21 protein-coding genes and 1 tRNA gene are annotated in these 21489 nt (G+C 71.9%); 9 read left to right on the top strand and 13 right to left on the bottom strand.

Features of this window, described 5'->3' with window-relative positions; all coding sequences use genetic code 11:
• The first annotated feature begins 64 nt into the window (after positions 1 to 64).
• Positions 65 to 469 carry a peptide-methionine (R)-S-oxide reductase MsrB gene (msrB, locus tag J2X59_RS13310; RefSeq protein WP_066656573.1) on the top strand — a complete coding sequence of 135 codons (405 nt, stop codon included), beginning with the start codon at positions 65 to 67 and terminating at the stop codon, positions 467 to 469.
• A 36-nt stretch (positions 470 to 505) separates the two neighbouring features.
• Positions 506 to 581, top strand: a tRNA-Thr gene (locus J2X59_RS13315).
• Positions 582 to 633: 52 nt separating this feature from the next.
• On the opposite strand, the gene J2X59_RS13320 is transcribed toward J2X59_RS13315, so the two are convergent.
• The 3 genes from J2X59_RS13320 to J2X59_RS13330 form a co-directional block, all read right to left on the bottom strand.
• Positions 634 to 1803, bottom strand: a complete 1170-nt coding sequence (locus tag J2X59_RS13320; protein WP_326496997.1) for an ArnT family glycosyltransferase — start codon at positions 1801 to 1803, stop codon at positions 634 to 636.
• Between the two features lie 593 nt (positions 1804 to 2396).
• Positions 2397 to 3428 (bottom strand): aldo/keto reductase, encoded by a 1032-nt coding sequence (locus tag J2X59_RS13325; RefSeq protein WP_326496998.1) that lies wholly within the window; start codon positions 3426 to 3428, stop codon positions 2397 to 2399.
• A gap of 74 nt (positions 3429 to 3502) precedes the next feature.
• The gene (locus J2X59_RS13330; RefSeq protein ID WP_066656580.1) at positions 3503 to 4288 is read right to left on the bottom strand and encodes an alpha/beta fold hydrolase; all 786 of its coding nucleotides are present in this window, start codon (positions 4286 to 4288) and stop codon (positions 3503 to 3505) included.
• Between J2X59_RS13330 and J2X59_RS13335 the strand changes: the two genes are divergently transcribed.
• A complete protein-coding gene (locus J2X59_RS13335; RefSeq protein ID WP_326496999.1) occupies positions 4287 to 5093 on the top strand; it encodes an NAD(P)H-hydrate epimerase in 807 nt (268 codons plus the stop codon). The genes J2X59_RS13330 and J2X59_RS13335 overlap by 2 nt on opposite strands.
• A 45-nt stretch (positions 5094 to 5138) precedes the next feature.
• Here the strand turns inward: J2X59_RS13335 and J2X59_RS13340 are convergent, their stop codons facing one another.
• Positions 5139 to 6080, bottom strand: a complete 942-nt coding sequence (locus J2X59_RS13340) for a 2-deoxy-5-keto-D-gluconate 6-phosphate aldolase domain-containing protein (RefSeq protein ID WP_326497000.1) — start codon at positions 6078 to 6080, stop codon at positions 5139 to 5141.
• 34 nt (positions 6081 to 6114) lie between these two features.
• Positions 6115 to 7257: a glycerol dehydrogenase gene (locus J2X59_RS13345; RefSeq protein WP_326497001.1), complete on the bottom strand. Its 1143-nt coding sequence runs from the start codon at positions 7255 to 7257 to the stop codon at positions 6115 to 6117.
• A 102-nt stretch (positions 7258 to 7359) separates the two neighbouring features.
• Here J2X59_RS13345 and ypfJ point away from each other — a divergent pair, with 102 nt between their 5' ends.
• Positions 7360 to 8253 (top strand): KPN_02809 family neutral zinc metallopeptidase, encoded by an 894-nt coding sequence (gene ypfJ, locus J2X59_RS13350; RefSeq protein WP_326497002.1) that lies wholly within the window; start codon positions 7360 to 7362, stop codon positions 8251 to 8253.
• Between the two features lie 114 nt (positions 8254 to 8367).
• Here the strand turns inward: ypfJ and J2X59_RS13355 are convergent, their stop codons facing one another.
• Positions 8368 to 9285: a DsbA family protein gene (locus J2X59_RS13355; protein ID WP_326497003.1), complete on the bottom strand. Its 918-nt coding sequence runs from the start codon at positions 9283 to 9285 to the stop codon at positions 8368 to 8370.
• A 254-nt stretch (positions 9286 to 9539) separates the two neighbouring features.
• Here J2X59_RS13355 and J2X59_RS13360 point away from each other — a divergent pair, with 254 nt between their 5' ends.
• Positions 9540 to 10640, top strand: a complete 1101-nt coding sequence (locus tag J2X59_RS13360) for an ABC transporter ATP-binding protein (RefSeq protein ID WP_066656626.1) — start codon at positions 9540 to 9542, stop codon at positions 10638 to 10640.
• A gap of 140 nt (positions 10641 to 10780) precedes the next feature.
• Positions 10781 to 12085, top strand: coding sequence for a DUF4032 domain-containing protein (locus J2X59_RS13365; RefSeq protein WP_326497004.1), 1305 nt, complete (start codon positions 10781 to 10783; stop codon positions 12083 to 12085).
• Positions 12086 to 12288: 203 nt separating this feature from the next.
• Here J2X59_RS13365 and rlmB read toward each other — a convergent pair whose 3' ends face one another.
• From rlmB to J2X59_RS13385, 4 genes are read right to left on the bottom strand one after another with little or no spacing between them, the layout of a single operon-like run.
• Positions 12289 to 13299 (bottom strand): 23S rRNA (guanosine(2251)-2'-O)-methyltransferase RlmB, encoded by a 1011-nt coding sequence (rlmB, locus tag J2X59_RS13370; protein ID WP_326497005.1) that lies wholly within the window; start codon positions 13297 to 13299, stop codon positions 12289 to 12291.
• 28 nt (positions 13300 to 13327) lie between these two features.
• Positions 13328 to 14737, bottom strand: coding sequence for a cysteine--tRNA ligase (gene cysS, locus J2X59_RS13375; RefSeq protein ID WP_326497006.1), 1410 nt, complete (start codon positions 14735 to 14737; stop codon positions 13328 to 13330).
• Between the two features lie 53 nt (positions 14738 to 14790).
• The gene (ispD, locus tag J2X59_RS13380) at positions 14791 to 15960 is read right to left on the bottom strand and encodes a 2-C-methyl-D-erythritol 4-phosphate cytidylyltransferase (protein WP_326497007.1); all 1170 of its coding nucleotides are present in this window, start codon (positions 15958 to 15960) and stop codon (positions 14791 to 14793) included.
• Between the two features lie 51 nt (positions 15961 to 16011).
• Positions 16012 to 16494 carry a CarD family transcriptional regulator gene (locus tag J2X59_RS13385; RefSeq protein ID WP_017888066.1) on the bottom strand — a complete coding sequence of 161 codons (483 nt, stop codon included), beginning with the start codon at positions 16492 to 16494 and terminating at the stop codon, positions 16012 to 16014.
• Between the two features lie 157 nt (positions 16495 to 16651).
• Between J2X59_RS13385 and J2X59_RS13390 the strand changes: the two genes are divergently transcribed.
• A complete protein-coding gene (locus J2X59_RS13390; protein WP_066656653.1) occupies positions 16652 to 17302 on the top strand; it encodes a hypothetical protein in 651 nt (216 codons plus the stop codon).
• Between the two features lie 105 nt (positions 17303 to 17407).
• Here J2X59_RS13390 and J2X59_RS13395 read toward each other — a convergent pair whose 3' ends face one another.
• The gene (locus J2X59_RS13395) at positions 17408 to 18088 is read right to left on the bottom strand and encodes a response regulator transcription factor (protein ID WP_326497008.1); all 681 of its coding nucleotides are present in this window, start codon (positions 18086 to 18088) and stop codon (positions 17408 to 17410) included.
• Positions 18085 to 19251 (bottom strand): sensor histidine kinase, encoded by a 1167-nt coding sequence (locus J2X59_RS13400; RefSeq protein ID WP_326497009.1) that lies wholly within the window; start codon positions 19249 to 19251, stop codon positions 18085 to 18087. Before J2X59_RS13400 ends, J2X59_RS13395 begins: the two co-directional genes overlap by 4 nt.
• A 158-nt stretch (positions 19252 to 19409) precedes the next feature.
• Here J2X59_RS13400 and phoU point away from each other — a divergent pair, with 158 nt between their 5' ends.
• Positions 19410 to 20081, top strand: coding sequence for a phosphate signaling complex protein PhoU (phoU, locus tag J2X59_RS13405; RefSeq protein ID WP_326497010.1), 672 nt, complete (start codon positions 19410 to 19412; stop codon positions 20079 to 20081).
• A gap of 22 nt (positions 20082 to 20103) precedes the next feature.
• A complete protein-coding gene (locus J2X59_RS13410) occupies positions 20104 to 20652 on the top strand; it encodes an AAA family ATPase (RefSeq protein ID WP_251160948.1) in 549 nt (182 codons plus the stop codon).
• Positions 20653 to 20712: 60 nt separating this feature from the next.
• On the opposite strand, the gene J2X59_RS13415 is transcribed toward J2X59_RS13410, so the two are convergent.
• Positions 20713 to 21459, bottom strand: coding sequence for a phosphoglyceromutase (locus J2X59_RS13415; RefSeq protein ID WP_326497011.1), 747 nt, complete (start codon positions 21457 to 21459; stop codon positions 20713 to 20715).
• Positions 21460 to 21489 lie beyond the last annotated feature (30 nt).

Below are 21489 nucleotides of genomic sequence, written 5' to 3' on the forward strand. Positions count from 1 at the left end.
GTCGCGAGTTTACTGAAGGGGTCGGGCATCACCATCGAGCCCCGACCGGAAGCAGGAGGAAGCAATGGCGTACAACGTCGACAAGTCGGACGCCCAGTGGCGCGAGGAGCTCTCCCCGGACCAGTACGCCGTGCTCCGGCAGGCCGGGACCGAGCGCCCGTGGACGGGTGAGCTGCTCGACGAGGAGCGCGCCGGCACGTACACGTGTGCGGCGTGCGGTGCGGAGCTGTTCCAGAGCGGCACGAAGTTCGACTCCGGTTGCGGCTGGCCGTCGTTCTACGAGTCGGTCCGCCCCGAGGCGGTCCAGCTCATCGAGGACAAGTCCCTCGGCATGGTCCGCACCGAGGTCCGCTGCGCGAACTGCGGCTCGCACCTCGGGCACGTGTTCCCCGACGGCTTCGGCACCCCGACGGGTGACCGCTACTGCATGAACTCCCTGTCGCTGAACTTCTCCGAGCAGGGCGAATGAGCCCCCGGCGCGTCCGCCGGTAGGATGGGCGCGTCAGCCGGCATGGCGCAATTGGTAGCGCACCGTACTTGTAATACGGGGGTTGCGGGTTCGAGTCCCGCTGCCGGCCCCAGATCACGGCTCCTCGTGCAGCCCGAGGTGGAGCCGTCGTCCGCAGCTCGCCGTCACCGCACGTCGAGCTCGCCGTCCGCGTCCCGTTCGATCTCGCCGTCCGGGATCCAGACGACGATGCGGTCCAGGCGCACCCGCTCGAACGACGACCGCTCGTCGCGCAGCAGGTCCGTGACCTCCTGCGGCAGCGGGAAGCGCCGGTCGCGGCCGACCACGATCGCCTCGAACGGTGCGTCGTCGACGTCGCGCACACCGCGCGCGCCGACGTACTGGTCGTAGTCACTCGGGGTGATCGCGCCGAAGAAGATGCGGCCGTCCCGGATGCCCTCGCTCCGCAACAGCGGCAGGAGGCGCCCGACCCCCTCGGGGCGTGTCTGCCAGACCGCCCGCGCGGTCGGGATGCTGCCGACGAGCGCGACGACGACGAGGAGCGCGGCGAGCGCGCCGGTCAGCGGTCGGGGGCGGAGCACCGCGAGCCGGCCGAGTCCGACCGTGGCGAGCAGGACGATCCAGGGCGTCCACGCGCTGTAGTAGGTCGGCAGCGCGATCTTCGCCGCCACCGTGTAGAACGCGACGAGCAGCAGGAGCGGTGCGGCGAGGAACACCACGAGCCGGTCCGGACGGACGACGAACGCGAGCAGCACCCCGGCGGCCAGGACGACGAGCACCGGCAGCCCGACGCCCTGCGCCAGGAACCACCAGTTCGCCCACCACGGTGCGAACTGGTGGGTCTGCCCGGCGATCACGGCGAGGTGGCCGTCCTCGTTCTGCCCCTCCTGGAAGGACAGCATGTAGAGCACCGTCGAGCGCATGCCCATCGGGGCGTACAGCGCGACGACCGTCACCGTGAAGACCACTGCCCAGACGACGCCGCCGACGACGAGCCGACGCCACTGCCGGAACAGCAGCGGGGCGAGCAGGAACACGGGCACCCGCACGAGCGTCGATGCCTTCGACGTCACCGAGGCGGCCATGAGCACCGCGGACAGCGGGAGCCACCACCACCGGCCGGTCCGCGTCCAGGTCCACACGGCGAAGAGCGCGGCCAGGGCGAAGAACACCATCACCGGGTCGAGGAGCGCGACACGGTCGAGCCGCGCACCGGATCCGCCGCGGGGCGTCAGCGTCCAGAGCGCCGCGGCGGTCCACCCCACCCAGAAGCCGACCTCGGCACGGAGCCACACGAACATGACGGCGGCGCCGAGGACGACGAGGGCACTCACGAGGACCCGGGGGCGCGGTGGCCCCTTCGCCCCCGACGAGCTGCGCGAGCCCGAACAGGTACTTCGCCGTCGGCGGGTGCTCGCGGTTCTGGTCGAACGCGCCGTGCACGTACGCGAAGCCGGCGCGGACGTAGGTGGACTCGTCGCCGCCGGTGTTCTCGTCGGCGATCCGCCAGAAGCACTGGTAGGCGGCTGCCAGGGCGAGCAGGACGAGGGCGACGATCCGCACCGCTCGGCGGTCCTGGAGCACGAGGGCGTGGCGTCGACCGGGCACCGGACGATCCTACGGCGGGAGCCGACGCGCTCCGGCGGGAGCACGGAGGGCCCGGACGATGGACGTCCCGGGCCCTCCGGCGCGCGGAACGCGGATCAGGAGGCGTTCCGCGCGCTCGACGCGGTAACCAGCCGGTCGTCCCTCGATGGTGTCACCGCACCCGGTGACGTGTCCACGGTTCCGGTCCGATCCACGCGAACCCGCACGGACGTGCAGGAACCGGCCGGTCGGACTGCGTCCCCGCTGTGTGCGCGCCGGGCGGATGCCCGGCGCGCACGGCCGTGCTCTGCGTCCGACCGCGGTCAGTGTCCGACCGCGATCAGCGTCCACCCGTGATGCGGCGCTCGCGCTGGGCGACGCCGGCGGTGCCGTAGGGGTAGTCGTCGACCCGCGGGGCACTCGCGTCCGTCAGGGCCTGCAGCTCGTCGTCGGTGAGCACGAGGTCGGCAGCGCCGAGGTTGTCCTCGAGCTGCGAGACCGTCCGGGCGCCGAGGATGACGCTCGTCACCGCGGGCCGCGCGAGCAGCCAGGCGAGGGCGACCTGCGACTTCGAGGCACCGTGCGCGTCGGCGACCGCGGAGACCGCGTCGAGCACCTTCCACGTGCGCTCGTCGCCGTTGCGGGCCTCCCACGCCTCCATGCCGCGCTGCGGGTTCTCGCCGAGACGTGTCGAGCCCGTCGGAGCCTCGTCGCGCTGGTACTTCCCGGAGAGCCAGCCGCCGGCCAGGGGCGACCACGGGAGCAGACCGATGCCGGCGTCCAGGCACGCGGGCACGACCTCGTGCTCGATGTCCCGCACGAGCAGGTTGTACTGCGGCTGCAGCGTCACCGGCGGTGCCCAGCCGTGTGCCTTCGCCTCGTACACGGCCTTCGTCACCTGGTGGCCGAGGTAGTTCGAGAACCCGTAGGTGCCGATCTTCCCGGCGGACACGGCGTCGTCGAGGAAGCGCAGGGTCTCCTCGATCGGGGTCAGGGCGTCCCACGCGTGCATCTGGTAGAGGTCGATGTGCTCCACACCGAGCCGCTCGAGCGAGGCGTCGAGCGCGACGCGCAGGTGACGGCGGGACAGGCCGAGGTCGTTCGGGCCGTCACCCTGGGGGAACCGGCCCTTCGTCGCGAGGACGACCTGCTGCGCCTCGGTCGGGTGGGCGGCGAGCCACCGGCCGATGATGCGCTCGGACTCGTTGCCGGAGTACACGTCCGCGGTGTCGACGAGCGTGCCGCCCGCTGCGACGAACGTGTCGAGGATCTGGTGGGAGGTGGGTTCGTCGGCCTCACTGCCGAACGTCATGGTGCCGAGGGTCAGCGTCGACACCGATGTCCCGCTGTTGCCGAGGAGTCTGTAGTCCATGGCCGGGACGCTACGCCCGGTCTCCTCCGCCAGCGGGGACCTGCCAGTACCCGTCAGGGGTGCGCACCGCCCCCTCAGCGTCCCTCGGACAGGAAGGCGATCGCACGCTCACGGAAGTCGCGCGACGTGGGGGCGTTGAAGTGGTTCCGACGCGGGATCTCGAAGAACGACGCGTCCGGCGCCGCCTCGGCCAGCCGCACGGCGCTGTCCCGGATGCCGTCCTCGCTGCCCGCCGCCATCAGGATCGGCTGCGCGGGGGCGTTCTCCGGCGTCGGCTCGACGCTGTTCCGCATCCCCTCGACCATCGCGACGAGCGCGCGGAGGTCGTTCCCCTCGACGTTCGCCGCCATCTGCAGGTACCCGTTCGTCACCCGGTCCTCGACCGGGGTGCCGTCGGCGATGTACGCCTTCGCCTGGTCGACCGCCACGCGGCGCATCGGGTCGGCGTCCGGGATCCCGCCGAGGACGGCCCGCGAGATCCGGTCCGGGATCTGCTCGGCCGTGTGCCAGCCGACACGGGCGCCGAGCGAGTACCCGAGGAACGCGACGTCGTCGAGCAGGTAGGTGTCGATGACCGTGGTGACGTCGGCGACGAGCAGGTCCATCGAGTACGCGGACGGGTCGTGCGGCTTCGACGAGGCACCGTGCCCGCGCTGGTCGAGCGCGACGACGCGGTAGCCCGCTCGGACGAGGTCACGGGTCCACCCCGAGGCGTGCCAGTTCAGGACGGCGCCGGAGGCGAAGCCGTGCACGGCCACCACGACGGGGGCGTCCGGCTCGCCGAAGTCGTACGTCGCGAGCTTCAGGCCGTCCGGGGACATCACGGCACGGGGACGGGGCGCTTCGGGGACGAGTGACATGGCGCGACCAGGCTACCGGGGCATGGTGGTGGTCATGGACGGCTACGGCGGCGATCAGGTCCGGGCGGCGGAGCGGCCGCACCTCGAGGCGGGCGAACCCCTCATGCAGCGCGCGGCGGCGGGGCTGGCCCGCATCGTCGGCGAGCTGCTCGACGACCCGGCGGTCCGCCCGCAGGACGGCCCGGGGTCGGTCCTGCTGCTGGTGGGCAGCGGCGACAACGGCGGTGACGCCCTGTTCGCGGGCGCGCAGCTGGCGTCGGACGGGAGGCACGTGGCGGTGCTGCGCGTCGGCGCACGTGTCCACGAGGCGGGCCTGGCTGCGGCGTTGGACGCCGGGGCGCGCCTCCTGGACGGCCCGACAGGTCCCCGGGCGGACCGGACGGACGCGGGTGCGGCCGACATCCTGCGGGCCGCCGCGACCCCGGACGCCGAGCGCCTGGCGGCGGTCGCCGCCGAGGCCGCCGCGGGAGCCGACCTGGTGCTCGACGGCATCCTCGGCATCGGTGCCGGCGGCGGCACCCCCTTGCGCTCCCCCGCTCGGCAGGTCGTCGACGCGATCCGCGAGCTCGCCCGCGACCAGCGCGCCCCGTTCGTCGTCGCCGTCGACGTGCCGAGCGGCATCGACGTCGACACCGGCGCGGTGGCCGACGACCACGTGCTCCACGCCGACGTCACCGAGACCTTCGGCGGGGTCAAGGCGGGCCTGCTCACCGGCCCCGGGGCGACGCTCGCCGGGCGCATCGAGCTCGTCGACGTCGGCATCGGAGCGGACCTGGCGACGATGGATCCGCTCGTCCGCACCTGACGCCGGCCCGCGCCCGACACCGACCCGGCGTCGGCGGGAACGGGATCAGGCCGCGCCGGCGTCCACCCCGTCGACGACGTCGGGGCGCGCCTCGAGCCACGTGTCGACGAAGTGCCGGTAGTTGGCGGCGATCACCTGCTCGGCCGCCTCGTGGTCGAGCCCCTGCTGCACGACGTCGTCGAGCGCGTCCTCCCAGTTGCTCCGCCCGATGGCGAAGCCGACGAAGCCGTCGACGGGTGCTGCGACGCGCAGCCACCGGTCGAGCTGGTCCTCGGGGGCGTCGCGGCCCAGCACGATGCACTGCACGTGGTCCCGACCTCCGGCGCGCACGGCGGCGACGACGCGCTCGGCGTCCTCGGTGCGGTCGAGGCCCTCGAGCTTCCACACGTCCGGCTCGACCCCGTGCTCCTGCAGGTACCCGATGGTCTCGACGACGAGTCCCGGGCGGACGTCGCGGTCGTAGTCGTCCGCCTGCGCCTGCTGGTCGTCGGTGCCCGGGACGAGGAGCTCGACCAGGAACGCGCGGTCGGCGTCGTGCAGGGCGCGGGAGACCTCGGCGAGCCGTTCGGCCTGCGCCTGCCGGTCACCGGCGTCGAACGCGGGGTTGTCGCGGACCAGGACCTTCACGAAGTCGGGGTCGAACGAGTCCACGTGCGCGAGCCAGTCGTCGCCGTACTCGAGCTCGAACCAGTCGCGGCCGGATCGCTCGATCGGCATCGCGAGCTGCAGCCCGGCCTCGCGGACGAGCCGGGCGACGTTGTCGCCGTAGCGCTCGTCGACGAGCACGCCGGTGCGTGCGCGGGAGGCCCCTGCGGCGAGCGCAGTGAGCACGCCGCGGTACACGAGCTGCTTGCCCGCGCGGACGCGCTGGGCGTCGGCCTCGTCCGCGGGCTCGCCGGACTCGTCGCCGTAGGTGTGCTCCAGGAGCGAGGACCGCTGGTCCATCGCGAGGAGGAAGAGGGGGTGCTGTTCATCGAGGTCGGCCATGCCGCCATGCTGCTCGCACCCCCTCCGTCCGCGCTCAGTGGGCGCGGTACAGTTCCGGCTCCGGCAGCCCGTGGGCGGCACGGATGCTGCGCGAGATGCCCTCGATCGCCACGAGCGCGTCGACCACGGCCTCGGCGGTCACGGGGAACGGCATGTTGTGGATCGTCTCGCTCTCCACGGTGGCGGCCTCGGCGACGGCCCGGAGCACGTCCCGGTCGTCGACGGTCAGCCCGATCTCGGTCAGGGTGTTCGGCAGTCCGACCCTCGTCGTGAAGACGACGAAGTCCTCGATCTCGTCGGCGGGCGCCCCCTCGAGCACGAGCTGCGCGATCGTGCCGACGTTGACCTTCTGCCCGTGCGCGAGGCCGTGCGCCTGCGGGGCCGCGGTCAGGCCGTTGTGGATCGCGTGCGCCGCGGCGAGGCCACCGGACTCGAAGCCGAGCCCGGAGAGCAGGGTGTTCGCCTCGACGACCTTCTCGAGCGCGGGCGTGACGACCTTCGCCTTCACGGACTCGATCGCCTGGAGCGCGTTGTCGTGGAGGAGCTCCCACGACAGCTCCGCGAGCGCGACACCGGTCTCGGTCTGCAGCCCGCCGGCCATGGTGTCGGCGTTCGCGCGCTTCGCGGCACGGGCCTCGACCCAGGTCGCGAGGGCGTCGCCGATGCCCGCGACGAGGAACTGCACGGGGGCGTTCGCGACGAGCTTCGTGTCGATGAGCACGAGGTCCGGGTTGTGCGGGAAGAAGCGGTACTCGATGAACTCGCCCTCCTCCGAGTACACGACCGCGAGCGCGGAGGTCGGGGCGTCCGTGCTGGCGGCGGTCGGCACGCTCGCCCAGCGGACCCCGGCGAGGTGCCCGGAGGCCTTCGCGGCGTCGATCGCGGACCCGCCGCCGAGGCCGACGACCACGTCGGAGTCCGTCTCGCGGATCTTCGCGGTGAGGTCGTCGATCGCCTGCGGGGTGGCGAAGCGTCCGAAGCCGACCCGCTCGACCGGCAGCCCGGCGGCGTCGAAGCTCGTGCGCACGGCGTCCTCGACGATGCCCCACACCACGTCGTCGGCGACGAGCAACGGACGCTTCCCGATCGGCTCGACGAACTCCCCGACGCGGGTGATCGCGTCCTTGCCCTGCACGTAGCGGGCGGGGCTCATGACGGTGCTGATCGGAGTGGCCATGGTGCTGCTTCCTTCCGGGTGGATCGTGCTGTTGTACGACAGGTGTCGGCGGTGCCGACGCACCGGACGCTACGCGGGTCGGCTGCGGGTACGGTCGGCGGCATGACGTTCAACGAGGACTCGCAGCTCAGCGGCGGGAAGGTGAAGCGCCGCGGGCGGACGGCGGCGATCGGTGGTGGCGGCGTCGGTGTCGCGGCGATCGTGGTGTTCCTCATCGCGCAGTTCACCGGGGTCGACCTGAGCGGCATCGTCGGCGACGGCAGCGGCACCACCCAGATCCAGCAGCAGGACGAGACGGTGCAGCCCGCCGAGGAGTGCCGCACCGGCCGCGACGCGAACCAGCGGGTCGAGTGCCGCATGGAGGGCGCGGCCGAGTCGCTCGACGCCTACTGGACGACCGAGGCCGCCGACCTCGGGATCTCGTACACGACGCCGGGCTTCGTGCTCTTCGACGGGTCGACGGACACCGGTTGCGGTCAGGCCTCGGCGGCCACCGGCCCGTTCTACTGCCCGCCGGACCGCTCGATCTTCCTCGACACGGCGTTCTACGACGACCTGCAGTCCCGGTACGGCTCGTCCGGCGGTCCGCTCGCCCAGATGTACGTCGTCGCGCACGAGTGGGGCCACCACGTGCAGCAGCTCGAGGGCACCTTCGCCGACACCGACCGCTCCGGCACCGGCGCGTCCTCGGGGAGTGTCCGCGTCGAACTGCAGGCGGACTGCTACGCGGGCTCCTGGGTGGGCTCGGCCGCGACCACCCGCGACGCGAACGGCGAGACGTTCTTCGAACCGGTCACCCGGGCGCAGATCGCCGACGCGCTGTCCGCCGCGAGCGCCGTCGGCGACGACAGCATCCAGGAACGGGCCACGGGTCGCGTCGACCCCGACTCGTTCACGCACGGGTCCAGCGCCCAGCGCCAGGCGTGGTTCACGCGGGGCTACGAGCGCGGGGCCACCGCCTGCGACACGTTCAGCGTGCCGGGCTCCCAGCTCTGATCCGCGGGTCGCGGCCGCACGCTCGGGTCACGAGCCGCCCCCGGACGCACGGGAGGCTCCCCACCGGTCCGGTGGGGAGCCTCCCGTCCGTCGGTCTGCCGAACGGTCGCGACGTCAGCCGGCGGACGCGCTCGCGGAGGGGGTCGGGGTCGCGGTGGGCGACGGCGTCGCGTCCGACGCCCCGGCCGCCGACACCACGAAGGTGCGGAAGTCGTCGTTGGTGATCGGCGCGGTGAGCTCGTACTGCTTGCCGTTCACGAGCACCAGGGGCGGCCCGGGGAACTCGTCGAGCGACGAGCCGGGGATGTCGCCGCCGGTCACGTCGGCCGTGCGCTCGTCGACCCACTTGGCGTAGGTCTGGTCCTGGATGCAGTCGCGGATCGCAGCCGCGTCCTGCACGCCGTCGACCCCGGTGACGAGCCGCTCGAGCTGCGCGTCGGTGAGGCCGGAGGTGCCCTGGTCGGGCTGCCGCGCGAAGAGCGCCTGGTTCACGGCGTAGAACTGGTCGGGCGACCGGTCCGCGACGCAGGCCGCGGCGTTCGCGGCGCGCAGCGAGTACTTCGTGCCCTGCGACCGGTTCGTCAGCACGGCGACCGGGTGGATGTCGACCGTCGCGGCGCCGGAGTCGACCAGGCTCGCGATGTACTCGCTGTTGGCGTCCTCGAACTGCGCGCAGGTGTCGCAGAGGTAGTCGACGTACATGGTGATCCGCACCGGGTCGGACGCGTCGGTCGCGTCGGGCGTCGGGGACGACGAGGACGCCCTGACCGGGCGCAGGCCCTCGCCGATCGTGATGCCGCCCTGCGACATCGTGGACGGTCCGGGGCCGGCGGGCTTCACCGAGTCGACCAGCACCAGCGTGACGACCGCCACCGCGGCGAGGAGCACGACCCCGAGCCCGATCTGCAGTCCCAGGCGTGTGCCGCGCTGCCGGCGCTTCTGCTGGGTCCGTGCTCGCTGGGCCCGCTGCCGTGCGGCCTCTCGGCGTTCGTTGCGCGCGGCGCGTGCGTCACCCTCGGGGCGGTTGGTCATGCGTCGTTGGTCCTCACGTTGCTCCTGACGTCCGCACGGCCTCGCCTTCCCCCGTACGCCGGACGGACCCGCCGATCGTAGTGGTCCTTCCTGGGACCAGCCAACCAGGTCGGACCGGACACTGGCGCTGGCGGGGGAACTCGTGTTGTATGAGCACCGATGGTCGACGACGACCATCCGGGGCCCCCACGGGCAACCGCTTCACAACGGATCGTCCGGCACGTACCTGCCGGTGAAGGAAGGATCGAACGCTCATGGCGTCCGTCACCTACGACAAGGCAACCCGTCTCTACCCCGGAGGCACCCGCCCCGCGGTCGACTCCCTCGACCTGGACGTCGCCGACGGCGAGTTCCTCGTCCTCGTCGGCCCCTCGGGCTGCGGCAAGTCCACCTCCCTGCGCATGCTCGCCGGCCTCGAAGAGGTCAACTCCGGCGCCATCCGCATCGGCGAGCGCGACGTCACCGACGTCCCGCCGAAGGACCGCGACATCGCGATGGTGTTCCAGAACTACGCGCTGTACCCGCACATGACCGTCGCCGAGAACATGGGCTTCGCGCTCAAGATCGCCGGTGTCGGGAAGGAGGAGCGCGCCACCCGCGTGCAGGAGGCCGCGAAGCTCCTCGACCTCGAGCAGTACCTCGGCCGCAAGCCGAAGGCGCTCTCGGGTGGTCAGCGTCAGCGCGTCGCGATGGGCCGCGCGATCGTCCGTCAGCCGCAGGTGTTCCTCATGGACGAGCCGCTGTCGAACCTCGACGCCAAGCTCCGCGTGCAGACCCGCACCCAGATCGCGTCGCTGCAGCGTCGCCTCGGCGTCACCACGGTCTACGTCACGCACGACCAGACCGAGGCCCTGACCATGGGCGACCGCATCGCGGTGCTCAAGGACGGCATCCTGCAGCAGGTCGGCTCCCCGCGCGACCTGTACGAGAAGCCGAACAACGTGTTCGTCGCCGGCTTCATCGGTTCGCCGGCCATGAACCTGCTGCCGGCCGACGTCATCGAGGGCGGCATCAAGTTCGGCACGCTGAACCACCCGCTCGACCGCGACACCCTGTCGAACGCGCGCTCCGGCAACATCACCGTCGGCATCCGCCCCGAGGACGTCGTCGTGTCGACCTCGGGCGAGGGCCTGCCGGTGACGGTCGACGTCGTCGAGGAGCTCGGCGCGGACGGCTACCTCTACGGCCACGCCGACGTGAACGGCCAGCGCACGGACATCGTCGCCCGTGTCGACGGGCGTTCGCACCCGTCGATCGGCGACACGATCGTCATCACGCCGAAGCAGGGCCACGTGCACGCCTTCGACACCGAGTCGGGCGAGCGCCTCGACGACAAGGCAGTCGTCAGCGCGTAGTCTGCGCAGTTCCCCCGGGAGCCCGCGCCCGCCTCACCAGGGCGGGCGCGGGCTCCCGCTGTTCCACCCACCGGACGCCGTGCGCGTGGTGCCGCCGCCACGAGCCCGACGTCCGGTGCCGCGCCCTCCAGGAGCCAACCGTGCCCGACTCCCTCGCCATCACCGCCGCCACCGTCGACCCCGGCCTGCTCGACCTGCCGTGGGACCTGCCGCTCGAGGACTGGCCCGACGACGTCATCGTCGCCCTGCCGAAGGGGATCTCGCGGCACCTCGTGCGCTTCGTGCACCTGAGCGGGTACGTCGCGGCCGTCAAGGAGACCGGGGAGGAGGTCGCGCGGGCCGAGTACGAGATGCTCCGCACGCTGCAGCGCATGGACGTGCCGTGCGTCGACCCGGTCGCGGTGATCACGAACCGAGCCGACGCCGACGGCGAGCCCCTGCACCCGGTGCTCGTGACCCGGCACCTGCGCTTCTCGCTGCCGTACCGCGCGCTGTACTCGCAGACCCTGCGACCGGAGACCGCCACGCGCCTGGTCGACGCCCTCGCGCTGCTGCTCGTGCGCCTGCACGTCATCGGCTTCTACTGGGGCGACGTCTCGCTGTCGAACACCCTGTTCCGCCGCGACGCTGGTGCCTTCGCCGCGTACCTCGTGGACGCCGAGACCGGGAAGCTCTACCCGGGCGGCCTCTCCAACGGCCAGCGCGAGAACGACCTCGAGGTGGCCCGGGTCAACATCGCCGGTGAGCTCCTCGACCTCGAGGCCGGCGGGCGCCTCGACGAGAACGCCGACCCCGTGGACGTGTCGAACCGGATCGTCGCGCAGTACCGGACGCTCTGGAAGGAGCTGACCGGCACCGAGCAGTTCGACGTCAAGGAGCGCTGGCGCATCAACGACCGGGTCGAGCGCCTCAACGCCCTCGGGTTCGACATCGAGGAGCTCTCGATCCACACCACCGAGGGCGGCTCGCAGGTGCGGATCCAGCCGAAGGTCGTCGACGCCGGACACCACCAGAGGCGTCTGCTCCGGCTGACCGGGCTCGACGCCGGCGAGAACCAGGCGCGGCGGCTGCTCAACGACCTCGACGCCTACCGGGCGCGGAACGGGCGGGACCAGCTCGACGAGGAGATGGTGGCGCACGAGTGGGTGTCCCGGGTGTTCGAGCCGGTGATCCGCTCGATCCCGCGTGACCTGCGCGGACGTCTGGAGCCCGCCGAGGTCTTCCACGAGCTGCTCGAGCACCGCTGGTTCATGTCCCAGGAGGAAGAGCGCTCGGTCTCCCTGCCCGAGGCCACGACCGCGTACATCAACGACGTGCTGCGGCACCGCCGCGACGAGCGGCTGCTCATCAACCCGCCGACGTCGTCCATGACGCTGCCGATCCCCGTCGTCGACGACGACACGGCAGACGAGGACGACGTCGAGGACTGGCGCGCGACGGTCTGACGGTCCCGCTCCCCTGCGCCCTCGCCCGAGCGGGCGAGACCTGGCGCGCTCGGTGGCGTCGGGCGACGTGTCCTGCCCGACGGACCTCCGTCCCGCGGCGTGTCCTGCCCGCTCGCGGGACGCGCACCGGACGGACTGGAGGCCCGGTGCCGGTCTCGTGGACCGGCACCGGGCCTCCTGCGCGTGCGTCCGTGCGCGGGGCGCTACTCGGCGCGACGGCGCCGAGCGACCTCCCACAGGGTGACGCTCGCGGCGATGCCCGCGTTGAGCGACTCGGTGGCACTGGAGATCGGGATCGAGACGATCGCGTCGCAGGTCTCGGTGACCAGGCGGGACAGTCCCTTGCCCTCGGACCCGACGACGATCACGATCGGCCGGTCGGCGAGCTCGAGGGCGTCGAGCTCGACGTCCCCGTCGCCGTCGAGACCGAGCACGAAGAGCCCCATCGACTTCAGCGACTTGAGCGTCTGCGTCAGGTTCGGCGCCATCGCGACGGGCGTGCGCGCAGCGGCACCGGCACTCGTCTTCCACGCCGACGCCGTGACGCCGACCGAGCGGCGCTGCGGCACGATGACGCCGTGGCCACCGAAGGCGGCGGTCGAGCGGATGATCGCGCCGAGGTTCCGCGGGTCGGTGATGCCGTCGAGGGCGACCATGAGCGGGACCTGGTCGCGGGAGAACGCGCGCTCGGCAAGGTCCTCGGCGACGGCGTACTCGTACGCCGGGACCTTCAGCGCGACACCCTGGTGCACGCTGTCGTGGCCCGTGATGCGGTCGAGCTCCGGCCGCATGATCTCCATGATCGGGACGCCGCGGTGGTTGGCGAGCGCCAGGATCTCCTTGACGCGGTCGTCGACCTCGATGCGGGCGGCGATGTACAGCGTCGTCGACGGGGTCTTCGTGCGCAGGGCCTCGAGCACGGAGTTGCGCCCGGTCACGATCTCGGAGTCGTCGCTCTTGCGCTGCGGCGGCCGGCCGGTGCGCTGCTGCGGCGAGCTCGACGCACCGTGACGGCCGCGGGCAGCGTCGAGCCGGTCCTTCGCCGCCTTGCGCTTGCCGGCGGGGTGGTACGGCCGGTCCTCGGCCTTCGGCGTGGGCTTGCGCCCCTCGAGCGCCTGCGCGCCCTGGCCGCCGGAGCCGACCTGCTTGTTGCCCTTGCGGCCGGAGCGGACGGCGCCGGGCCGGCCCTTCTTGCTCCCCGAGACGTTCTTCATTGCTCTCTCCTGTCCGGCACGGCCGTTGTCAGGCGATGCTCCAGCGTGTTCCTGCTGCGGTGTCCTCGATGGTGATCCCCGCGGCTGCGAGGTCGTCCCGCACCCGGTCCGCCGTGGCGAAGTCGCGTGCCGCACGGGCGTCGGCGCGCTCCTGCACGAGGCGGTCGACGAGCGCGGCGAGCGGTGCGGCCGAGACGTCCTGCGCACCACCGGACCAGTGGGCCGCTCGCGGGTCGATGCCGAGGACCTCGACCATGGCGGCCACCTGATGGTACGCGACCCCGAGCGCTTCCGCATCGTCGGAGTCGAGCGCGGCGTTCCCGGCACGGACCGTCTCGTGCAGCACGGCCAGTGCCTGCGGCACCGCGAGGTCGTCGTCCATCGCGGCCGCGAACGCGTCGGGCACGGCCGGGGCGTCGCGGAGCGGGACCCCCTCGAGCCGGGGTTCCGCACGGGCCAGGAACCCCTCGATCCGGTCGTAGGCGGCCTCGGCCTCGGCCAGCGAGCCGTCGTGGTGGTCGATCGAGGACCGGTAGTGCGCCGCGCCGAGGAAGTACCGGACCACGGCCGGACGGGCGGACGCGAGGAAGTCGGCGGCGAAGATCGAGTTCCCGAGGGACTTCGACATCTTCTGCCCCTCGACCGTCACCAGGCCGTTGTGCAGCCAGTACGACGCGAACGGGTCGCCGGCCGCGGTCGACTGCGCGAGCTCGTTCTCGTGGTGCGGGAAGCGCAGGTCGAGGCCTCCGCCGTGGATGTCGAACGCCGGGCCGAGGTAGCGCCGCGACATCGCCGAGCACTCGATGTGCCAGCCCGGGCGGCCCGGCCCCCATGGGGAGTCCCAGGTCGCCGTCGTCGGCTCACCCGGCTTGGCGCCCTTCCACAGCGCGAAGTCCCGCGGGTCGCGCTTGCCGCGGGGGTCGGCGTCGGTGGCCTCGACCATGTCCTCGCGTCGCTGGCGCGTCAGGGCGCCGTAGGACTCCCAGCTGCCGGTGTCGAAGTACACGTCGCCCGTGCCGTCGGCGGCGGCGTACGCGTGCCCGCGCTCGATCAGCCGCGCGATGATCTCGTGCATCTGCGGAACGCTCGCGGTCGCCCGTGGCTCGTACGTCGGGGCGAGGATCCCGAGGGCGTCGTACGCGGCGGTGAACTCCCGCTCGACGCGGTACGCCCGGGCGAACCACTGCTCGTCGGTGCCCGCGGCCAGGTCGAGCACCTTGTCGTCGATGTCGGTGACGTTCCGCACGAGGGTCACCCGGTACCCGCGGTACGTCAGCCACCGGCGCCACACGTCGTAGACCAGTGCCGAGCGCAGGTGTCCGATGTGCGGCGACGACTGCACCGTCGGTCCGCACACGTACATGCTCACCTGTCCGTCGACCAGCGGGACGAGGTCGACGACGGCTGCGGCGCGGGAGTCGTACAGGCGAACGGTCACGCCCCAAGCCTAGGACGTCGGACGCGCCGGGTGACGGAGGGGTTCGGGAGCGGTCAGCGCGGCCGGACGACGGCGGTCGCGATCGCGGCGAGCCCCTCACCGCGCCCGGTCAGGCCGAGGCCGTCCGTCGTCGTGCCGGAGACCGCGACGGGAGCACCGACGACCGCGGCCAGGGCCGCCTGCATCTCGTCGCGTCGGGCACCGATGCGGGGACGGTTCCCGATCACCTGGACCGTGACCGAGGTCGGCGCGAGACCGGCCGAGCGCAGGAGCTCGATTGCCCCGCGGACGAAGACGTCACCGGTGGCCCCGGCGTAGCGCGGGTCGGAGGTGCCGAAGCGCCCGCCGATGTCGCCGAGGCCGCCCGCCGACAGCAGTGCGTCGCAGACCGCGTGGGCGACCGCGTCGCCGTCGCTGTGCCCGGAGAGACCCGCTTCGCCGGGGAAGTCGAGCAGCCCGACCCGGCACGGCGACGCGGCGTCGAAAGCGTGCACGTCGACCCCGAGGCCCACGCGGACGTCGGGCGCCGCGGCTGCCGCACCGGTGCGGGAGGCCACGAGCGCCTCGGCCCGTGCGAGGTCCCACCGCGTGGTGATCTTGAACGCGTCTGCGTCACCCGGCACCGTGCGGACCGTTCCCCCGGCCGCCCGGAACACACCCGCGTCGTCGGTCTCGGAGCGCTCGGCGCCCGCGTAGGCGGCCCGGAGTGCGGCGAGCGGGAAGACCTGCGGCGTCTGCACCCCGACGAGCGCCGACCGGTCGACGGTCTCGACCACGACGTCCGCGTCGACACGCTTGACCGTGTCCGTGACGGGCAGGGCCGGGACGGCGCCGTCACCGGTCGCGCGTGCACGGTCGAACACGGCGTCGAACTGCGCCGACGGCGTCAGGCAGCGGGCGGCGTCGTGGACACCGACCCACTCGATGCCGTGCGGCAGGGCGTCGAGGCCCGCCTGGACCGAGGCGTGGCGGTCAGCACCGCCCGCGACGACCACGGTGAGGTCGACCGCGTGTCCGGCGGTCGCCGCGACCAGGGCGCGGCACTCGTCGAGCCGTGCTGCGGGTGCCACGACCACGAGGAAGGTCGGCTCGGCCAGGGTGAGCACGGTGCGCAGGGCACGGTTCAGCATCGGCTCGCCCGCGACGGGGACGAACGCCTTCGCGTCCCCGATGCCCAACCGCGTGCCGGACCCGGCTGCGACGACGACGACCGCCCTGCTCACCCGATCGGGAAGCAGGACGGTCGTCGTCGTGGTGTCCAGCTGCGGTCCGCGCTACGAGGCGAGGACCTCGTCGAGGACGGTCGATGCCTTGTCCTCGTCGGTCTTCTCGGCCAGGGCGAGCTCGGAGATCAGGATCTGCCGGGCCTTGGCCAGCATCCGCTTCTCACCCGCGGAGAGTCCGCGGTCCTGGTCGCGGCGCCAGAGGTCGCGCACGACCTCGGAGACCTTGATGACGTCACCGGACGCCAGCTTCTCCAGGTTCGCCTTGTACCGGCGAGACCAGTTCGTGGGCTCTTCCGTGAAGGGTGCCCGCAGGACCTCGAAGACCTTGTCGAGGCCTTCCTTGCCGATGACGTCACGGACGCCGACCAGGTCGACGTTGTCCGCCGGCACCTCGATCGTCAGGTCACCCTGCGTGACACGCAGCTTCAGGTACACCTTTTCCTCGCCCTTGATGACGCGCGTCTTGACTTCAGAGATGGTTGCCGCCCCGTGGTGGGGGTAGACGACGGTCTCGCCGACCTCGAATTGCATGTATCAGGCTCCGTTCCCAGGACCCCCAGTTTACCACAAGGACCTTTCGGGTAAGGGGCCTGGGCGGCCCGCACCCCCGACGATCGGTAGGATGGACGCGGACCGCCTGGTCCACATCGTGATCTTCCGGAGGAATCTCTTGCGAGCTCGGGTACTCGTGTCCGTCGCCGTTGCGGCATCCATCGCGCTCGGCGCCACCGGCTGCGAGTTCATGTCGCCCGCGCACACCAAGGAGATCAAGCAGATCACCGACGGCGTGAACGTCAGCACCGGCTCGATCGACATCCGGAACGCGCTGCTCATCTCCGACGGCGGCGAGGACGCGCGCTTCGTCGGGAGCTTCATCAACACGGGGTCGAAGGACGTCACCATGAGCGTCGAGGTCGGCGGCGTGACCCAGACGGTCGAGATCCCGGCGAACTCGCACGTCGATCCCGCTGTCCCGGCCGGCCCCTCGAGCGAGGCCGAGTCCAGCGTCCAGTCCGGAGCCGAGACGCAGGGCACGCGCTCCGCCGGCCAGCCGGAGCTCGTCTTCTCGGGCGCCGACGCCGTTCCCGGCTCGCTCGTCAAGACGTACTTCTCGTACTCGGGCGCCGAGGGCGTGTCCGCCAACGTCCCGGTGCTGACCAGCGCGCTCGAGGAGTACCAGACCCTCGCCCCGACGACGTCTCCGTCGGCCACCCCGTCGAGCACGGAGACCTCGCCGTCGGAGAGCGGCTCCGAGCCCACCGGTGACGCCACCGCTCCGGGCACCCAGTCGGGCGACTCGCAGACCGATTCGTCCGAGGGCGACAGCGGCACGAACTGACCGCCGCGCGCCGGACGGGCGCGACGCAGGCACGCACACACGCAACGCACCGGAGGCCCGGTGCCGGTTCCCGGAACCGGCACCGGGCCTCCGGTGCGTCGCCGGTCAGCCCTCGATCCGGTACCCCAGACCGCGCACCGTCACCAGGACCTCCGGGGCGCTCGGCACGCGCTCGATCTTCGACCGGATGCGCTTGATGTGCACGTCGAGCGTCTTCGTGTCCCCGAAGTAGTCCGACCCCCACACGCGGTCGATGAGCTGCCCGCGGGTGAGCACGCGTCCGGCGTTCCGGAGCAGGAGTTCGAGCAGCTCGAACTCCTTGAGGGGCATCGGCGTCTCCACCCCGTCGACCGACACGGTGTGCCGCTCGACGTCCATCCGGATCCCGCCGACCTGCAGGATGCCGCTGTCACCCGGGTCGTCCTCGGTGCGCCGACGCAGCACCGCCCGGAGCCGGGCCAGGAGCTCCCGGGTCGAGTACGGCTTCGTCACGTAGTCGTCGGCGCCGAGCTCGAGCCCGACGACGATGTCCACCTCGGAGTCCTTCGCGGTGAGCATGATGATCGGCACGTTCGAGCGCGTCCGGACCTGCCGGCACACCTCGGTGCCGCTCAGTCCGGGCAGCATGAGGTCGAGCAGGATCAGGTCGGGGTTCTCGGTGTCGAACTTCGACAGCGCGGTCACGCCGTCCGCGGCGACGGCGGTCTCGTACCCCTCGCGCTGCAGGAGGAACTCCAGGGGCTCGCTCAGGGCCGGCTCGTCGTCGACGATGAGGATCTTGGTCACGATGCCTGCTCTTCCAGTTGCTCTTCGAGTGCGGTGGTGAGTTCGGGATCCGCCTCGGGCAGGCGGATCGTGAAGGTCGAGCCCTTGCCGGGCTGCGACCAGACGCGGACGTCGCCGCCGTGGTTGCCGACGACGTGCTTGACGATGGCGAGCCCGAGACCGGTGCCGCCGGTGGCCCGCGACCGTGCGGGGTCGACGCGGTAGAAGCGCTCGAACACGCGGTCGAGGTCGGCCTCCGGGATGCCGACGCCCTGGTCGGTCACCGCGATCTCGACGAAGCCCTTCGTGGAGCGGACGCCGACGCCCACACGGGTGTGGTCCGGGGAGTACTTGACCGCGTTGGCGATGAGGTTCGACACCGCGACCTGCAGCAGCCCCGGGTCGCCCATGACCCGCAGCTTCGACCGCTTGGCCCGCACGATCTCGATCTCCCGGGCGCGGGCGACGACCTCGTTCGCGTCGATCGCCGCCTGCACGATCTTGTCGACCGACGTCTCCTCGCTGTTCTCGAGGGTGTCGACCGACTGCAGCCGCGACAGCTCGATGATGTCCTTCGTCAGGGCCCCGAGCCGCTCGGACTCGGTGATGAGCTGCCCGGCGAACCGCTTCACGTGGTCCGGGTCGTCGGCGGCGACGACGAGGGTCTCGGCGAGCAGGCCGATCGCCCCGATGGGGGTCTTCAGCTCGTGCGAGATGTTCGCCACGAAGTCGCGTCGGACCTCGTCGATGCGGCGGCTCTCGGTCAGGTCGTCGGCCGTGACGAGCACGTAGCGGTTGCCGAGCTGCGCCGCCCGGAAGCTCAGGTAGCCGACCAGTTCCCCGCTGCGCCCGCGGGGCAGCTCGAGGTCCTCCGACCCCATCTCCCCGCTCCTGCGCACCTGGTCCACCAGGGCGACGAGCTCGGCGTGCACGAGCTTCCGCCGCACGACGAGCCCGACGGTCAGTGCCTGCGGCGACGCGGCGACGACCGTGTTCGAGGGGTCGACGACCACGGCCGGGTTGTGCATCGTGGCGATGACCGCGGCGACGCCGTCGGGCAGCGTCCGTTCCGCGACGTCGGCTGCCCGGGCCGTGCGCTCCGCCGTGATGACCAGCACCACGACCCCTGCGCCGAAGACCCCGCCGAGGAGCATCGACAGTGGCACGAGCCACGCGTTGTCCATGCCGCCAGTGTAGGGATCGTCACGCGGGGTTCCGACGCCGTTCACCCCGCTTCCGCGCAGTCGAGGCCCCGGATCGTGAGGTGTTCAGCCGCAGGTCACCGTTCGTTCACCTGGGCTGACGACACTCGTCCGGTACGCATCAGAGAGGCACATCCCCCATGCGCGAAGTCTTCCAGCAGGAGCTCCAGGACGTCCAGGAGCGTCTGACCGAGATCGCCGGACTCGTCGAGTCCGCCATCACCCGTGCGACGCAGGCGTTCAGCGAGTCCGACGTCGCCCTCGCCGAGGAGGTGATCGCCGACGACGCCATGATCGACCACGCGGCGAACAGCCTCGACGAGATCGCGATCGACATCCTCGCGCGGCAGGCGCCGGTCGCCCGTGACCTCCGCGTCGTCGTGACCGCGCTGCGCGTCAGCTCGTCGCTCGAGCGCATGGGCGACATGGCCGAGCACATCGCGCAGCTCGCGCGCCAGCGCTTCCCCGAGAAGGTCGTGCCGAAGGGCCTGCGCGGCACCTTCAAGCAGATGGGCGCGCACGACGTGCAGATGGCCCAGAAGCTCACGCGCCTGCTCGCGACCGAGGACATCGCCCTGGCCGCGGAGATCCGCGACGAGGACGACGCCGTCGACGAGCTGCACGCGAGCGTGTTCGACTTCGTGCTCGGCGAGACCTGGAAGGGGAACCCGATCGACACGGTCGACGCGACCCTGGCCTCGCGCTACCACGAGCGCTTCGCGGATCACGCGGTCTCGATCGCGAAGAAGGTCGAGTACCTGGCGACCGGCGACTGGACCGGCGCCGCGTCGGTGACGACCTCCCCCGCCTGACGGGTTCTGCCAGGATCGTGGCATGGCTCAGGTCGCGATCGTCGTCAACGGGATGCCCGGTTCGGGCAAGAGCACGGTGGGCGCCGCCCTGGCCGAGGTGCTCGGCTGTCCCTTCCTGTCGAAGGACCGCATCAAGGAACCCCTGGCCGACGTGGTCGGTCCGATGATCGGCTCGCGCGAGCTCGGTGGGATCGCGATGGACACGATGTGGTCGATGGCGCGGGCCGTCGAGAACGGGGTCGTCCTCGACGCCGTCTGGCTGCCGTCCCGTGACCGCGACCGTCTGGAGGCCGGACTCGCCTCCGCCGGCTCACCGCGCGCCGTCGAGGTGTTCTGCCAGGTCGACCGGGTCACCGCCGCGGACCGGCTGCGCGACCGGTACGAGCCCGGCACACTGCCCGTCCGGCACGAGGTGCACGGGGACCTGGCGGAGATCCTGGCCTTCTGGGACGAGCACGGCGACGCGGCCGCACCGATCGGGCTGCCGGGCGTCCCCGTCGTGCGGGTCGACACCGGTCGCCCCTACGACGTCGGGGCGCTCGTGCAGGAGATCGCCGACCACTTCGTCTGAGGCCGCCCCGGGTGCACGAACGCCCCGCCGGTGTCCGGCGGGGCGTTCGTCGTGCTGGTGCTACTTCTTGACGCCCTGCGCGGCGACCGCGGCGGCACCGGCGGCGGCGGCCTCCGGGTCGAGGTAGTACGAGGGCTTCGTCGGACGGAAGTCGTCGTCGAGCTCGTACACGAGAGGGATGCCCGTCGGGATGTTGAGGCCCGCGATGTCGTCGTCGGAGATGCCGTCGAGGTGCTTCACGAGGGCGCGGAGCGAGTTGCCGTGCGCGGTGACCAGGACGGTCTTCCCCTCGCCCAGGTCCTTCGTGATGTCGGACTCCCAGTACGGCAGCAGACGGTCGATGACGAGCTTCAGCGACTCGGTGCGGGGCAGCTGGTCGCCGAGGTCGGCGTAGCGGCGGTCCCCGGCCTGCGACCACTCGGCGTCGTCCGCGATGGGGGGCGGCGGCACGTCGAACGAGCGACGCCACTCCATGAACTGCTGCTCGCCGTACTGCTCGAGCGTCTGGGCCTTGTCCTTGCCCTGCAGGTCTCCGTAGTGGCGCTCGTTGAGGCGCCAGTCGCGCTTCACCGGCAGCCAGGCCAGGTCGGCCTCGAGCAGGGCGATGTCGGCGGTCTGGATCGCGCGGGTCAGCAGCGACGTGTAGAGGACGTCGGGGACGATGCCCGACTCGGCGATGAGGGTGCCGGCACGCTTCGCCTCCTTCTCGCCGAGCTCGGAGAGCCGGACGTCGACCCAACCGGTGAACAGGTTCTTCTGGTTCCAGTCACTGTTGCCGTGACGCAGCAGGACGAGCGTGGAGGTCATGCGTCCGAGTCTACCGAGCGGGTACGCCTC

The sequence above is a fragment of the Curtobacterium sp. 260 genome (genome assembly GCF_030803485.1).
Lineage (GTDB): Bacteria > Actinomycetota > Actinomycetes > Actinomycetales > Microbacteriaceae > Curtobacterium.

What these genes read in the sequence shown, in the direction of transcription:
- J2X59_RS13360 (WP_066656626.1), top strand. Translation starts at nt 9,540, where the DNA reads ATGGCGTCCGTCACCTACGACAAGGCAACCCGTCTCTACCCCGGAGGC.
- msrB (WP_066656573.1), top strand. Translation starts at nt 65, where the DNA reads ATGGCGTACAACGTCGACAAGTCGGACGCCCAGTGGCGCGAGGAGCTC.
- ypfJ (WP_326497002.1), top strand. Translation starts at nt 7,360, where the DNA reads ATGACGTTCAACGAGGACTCGCAGCTCAGCGGCGGGAAGGTGAAGCGC.
- rlmB (WP_326497005.1), bottom strand. Translation starts at nt 13,299, where the DNA reads ATGAAGAACGTCTCGGGGAGCAAGAAGGGCCGGCCCGGCGCCGTCCGC.
- phoU (WP_326497010.1), top strand. Translation starts at nt 19,410, where the DNA reads ATGCGCGAAGTCTTCCAGCAGGAGCTCCAGGACGTCCAGGAGCGTCTG.
- J2X59_RS13345 (WP_326497001.1), bottom strand. Translation starts at nt 7,257, where the DNA reads ATGGCCACTCCGATCAGCACCGTCATGAGCCCCGCCCGCTACGTGCAG.
- J2X59_RS13335 (WP_326496999.1), top strand. Translation starts at nt 4,287, where the DNA reads ATGGCGCGACCAGGCTACCGGGGCATGGTGGTGGTCATGGACGGCTAC.
- J2X59_RS13400 (WP_326497009.1), bottom strand. Translation starts at nt 19,251, where the DNA reads ATGGACAACGCGTGGCTCGTGCCACTGTCGATGCTCCTCGGCGGGGTC.
- J2X59_RS13325 (WP_326496998.1), bottom strand. Translation starts at nt 3,428, where the DNA reads ATGGACTACAGACTCCTCGGCAACAGCGGGACATCGGTGTCGACGCTG.
- J2X59_RS13330 (WP_066656580.1), bottom strand. Translation starts at nt 4,288, where the DNA reads ATGTCACTCGTCCCCGAAGCGCCCCGTCCCCGTGCCGTGATGTCCCCG.
- J2X59_RS13355 (WP_326497003.1), bottom strand. Translation starts at nt 9,285, where the DNA reads ATGACCAACCGCCCCGAGGGTGACGCACGCGCCGCGCGCAACGAACGC.
- J2X59_RS13410 (WP_251160948.1), top strand. Translation starts at nt 20,104, where the DNA reads ATGGCTCAGGTCGCGATCGTCGTCAACGGGATGCCCGGTTCGGGCAAG.
- J2X59_RS13415 (WP_326497011.1), bottom strand. Translation starts at nt 21,459, where the DNA reads ATGACCTCCACGCTCGTCCTGCTGCGTCACGGCAACAGTGACTGGAAC.
- J2X59_RS13340 (WP_326497000.1), bottom strand. Translation starts at nt 6,080, where the DNA reads ATGGCCGACCTCGATGAACAGCACCCCCTCTTCCTCCTCGCGATGGAC.
- J2X59_RS13385 (WP_017888066.1), bottom strand. Translation starts at nt 16,494, where the DNA reads ATGCAATTCGAGGTCGGCGAGACCGTCGTCTACCCCCACCACGGGGCG.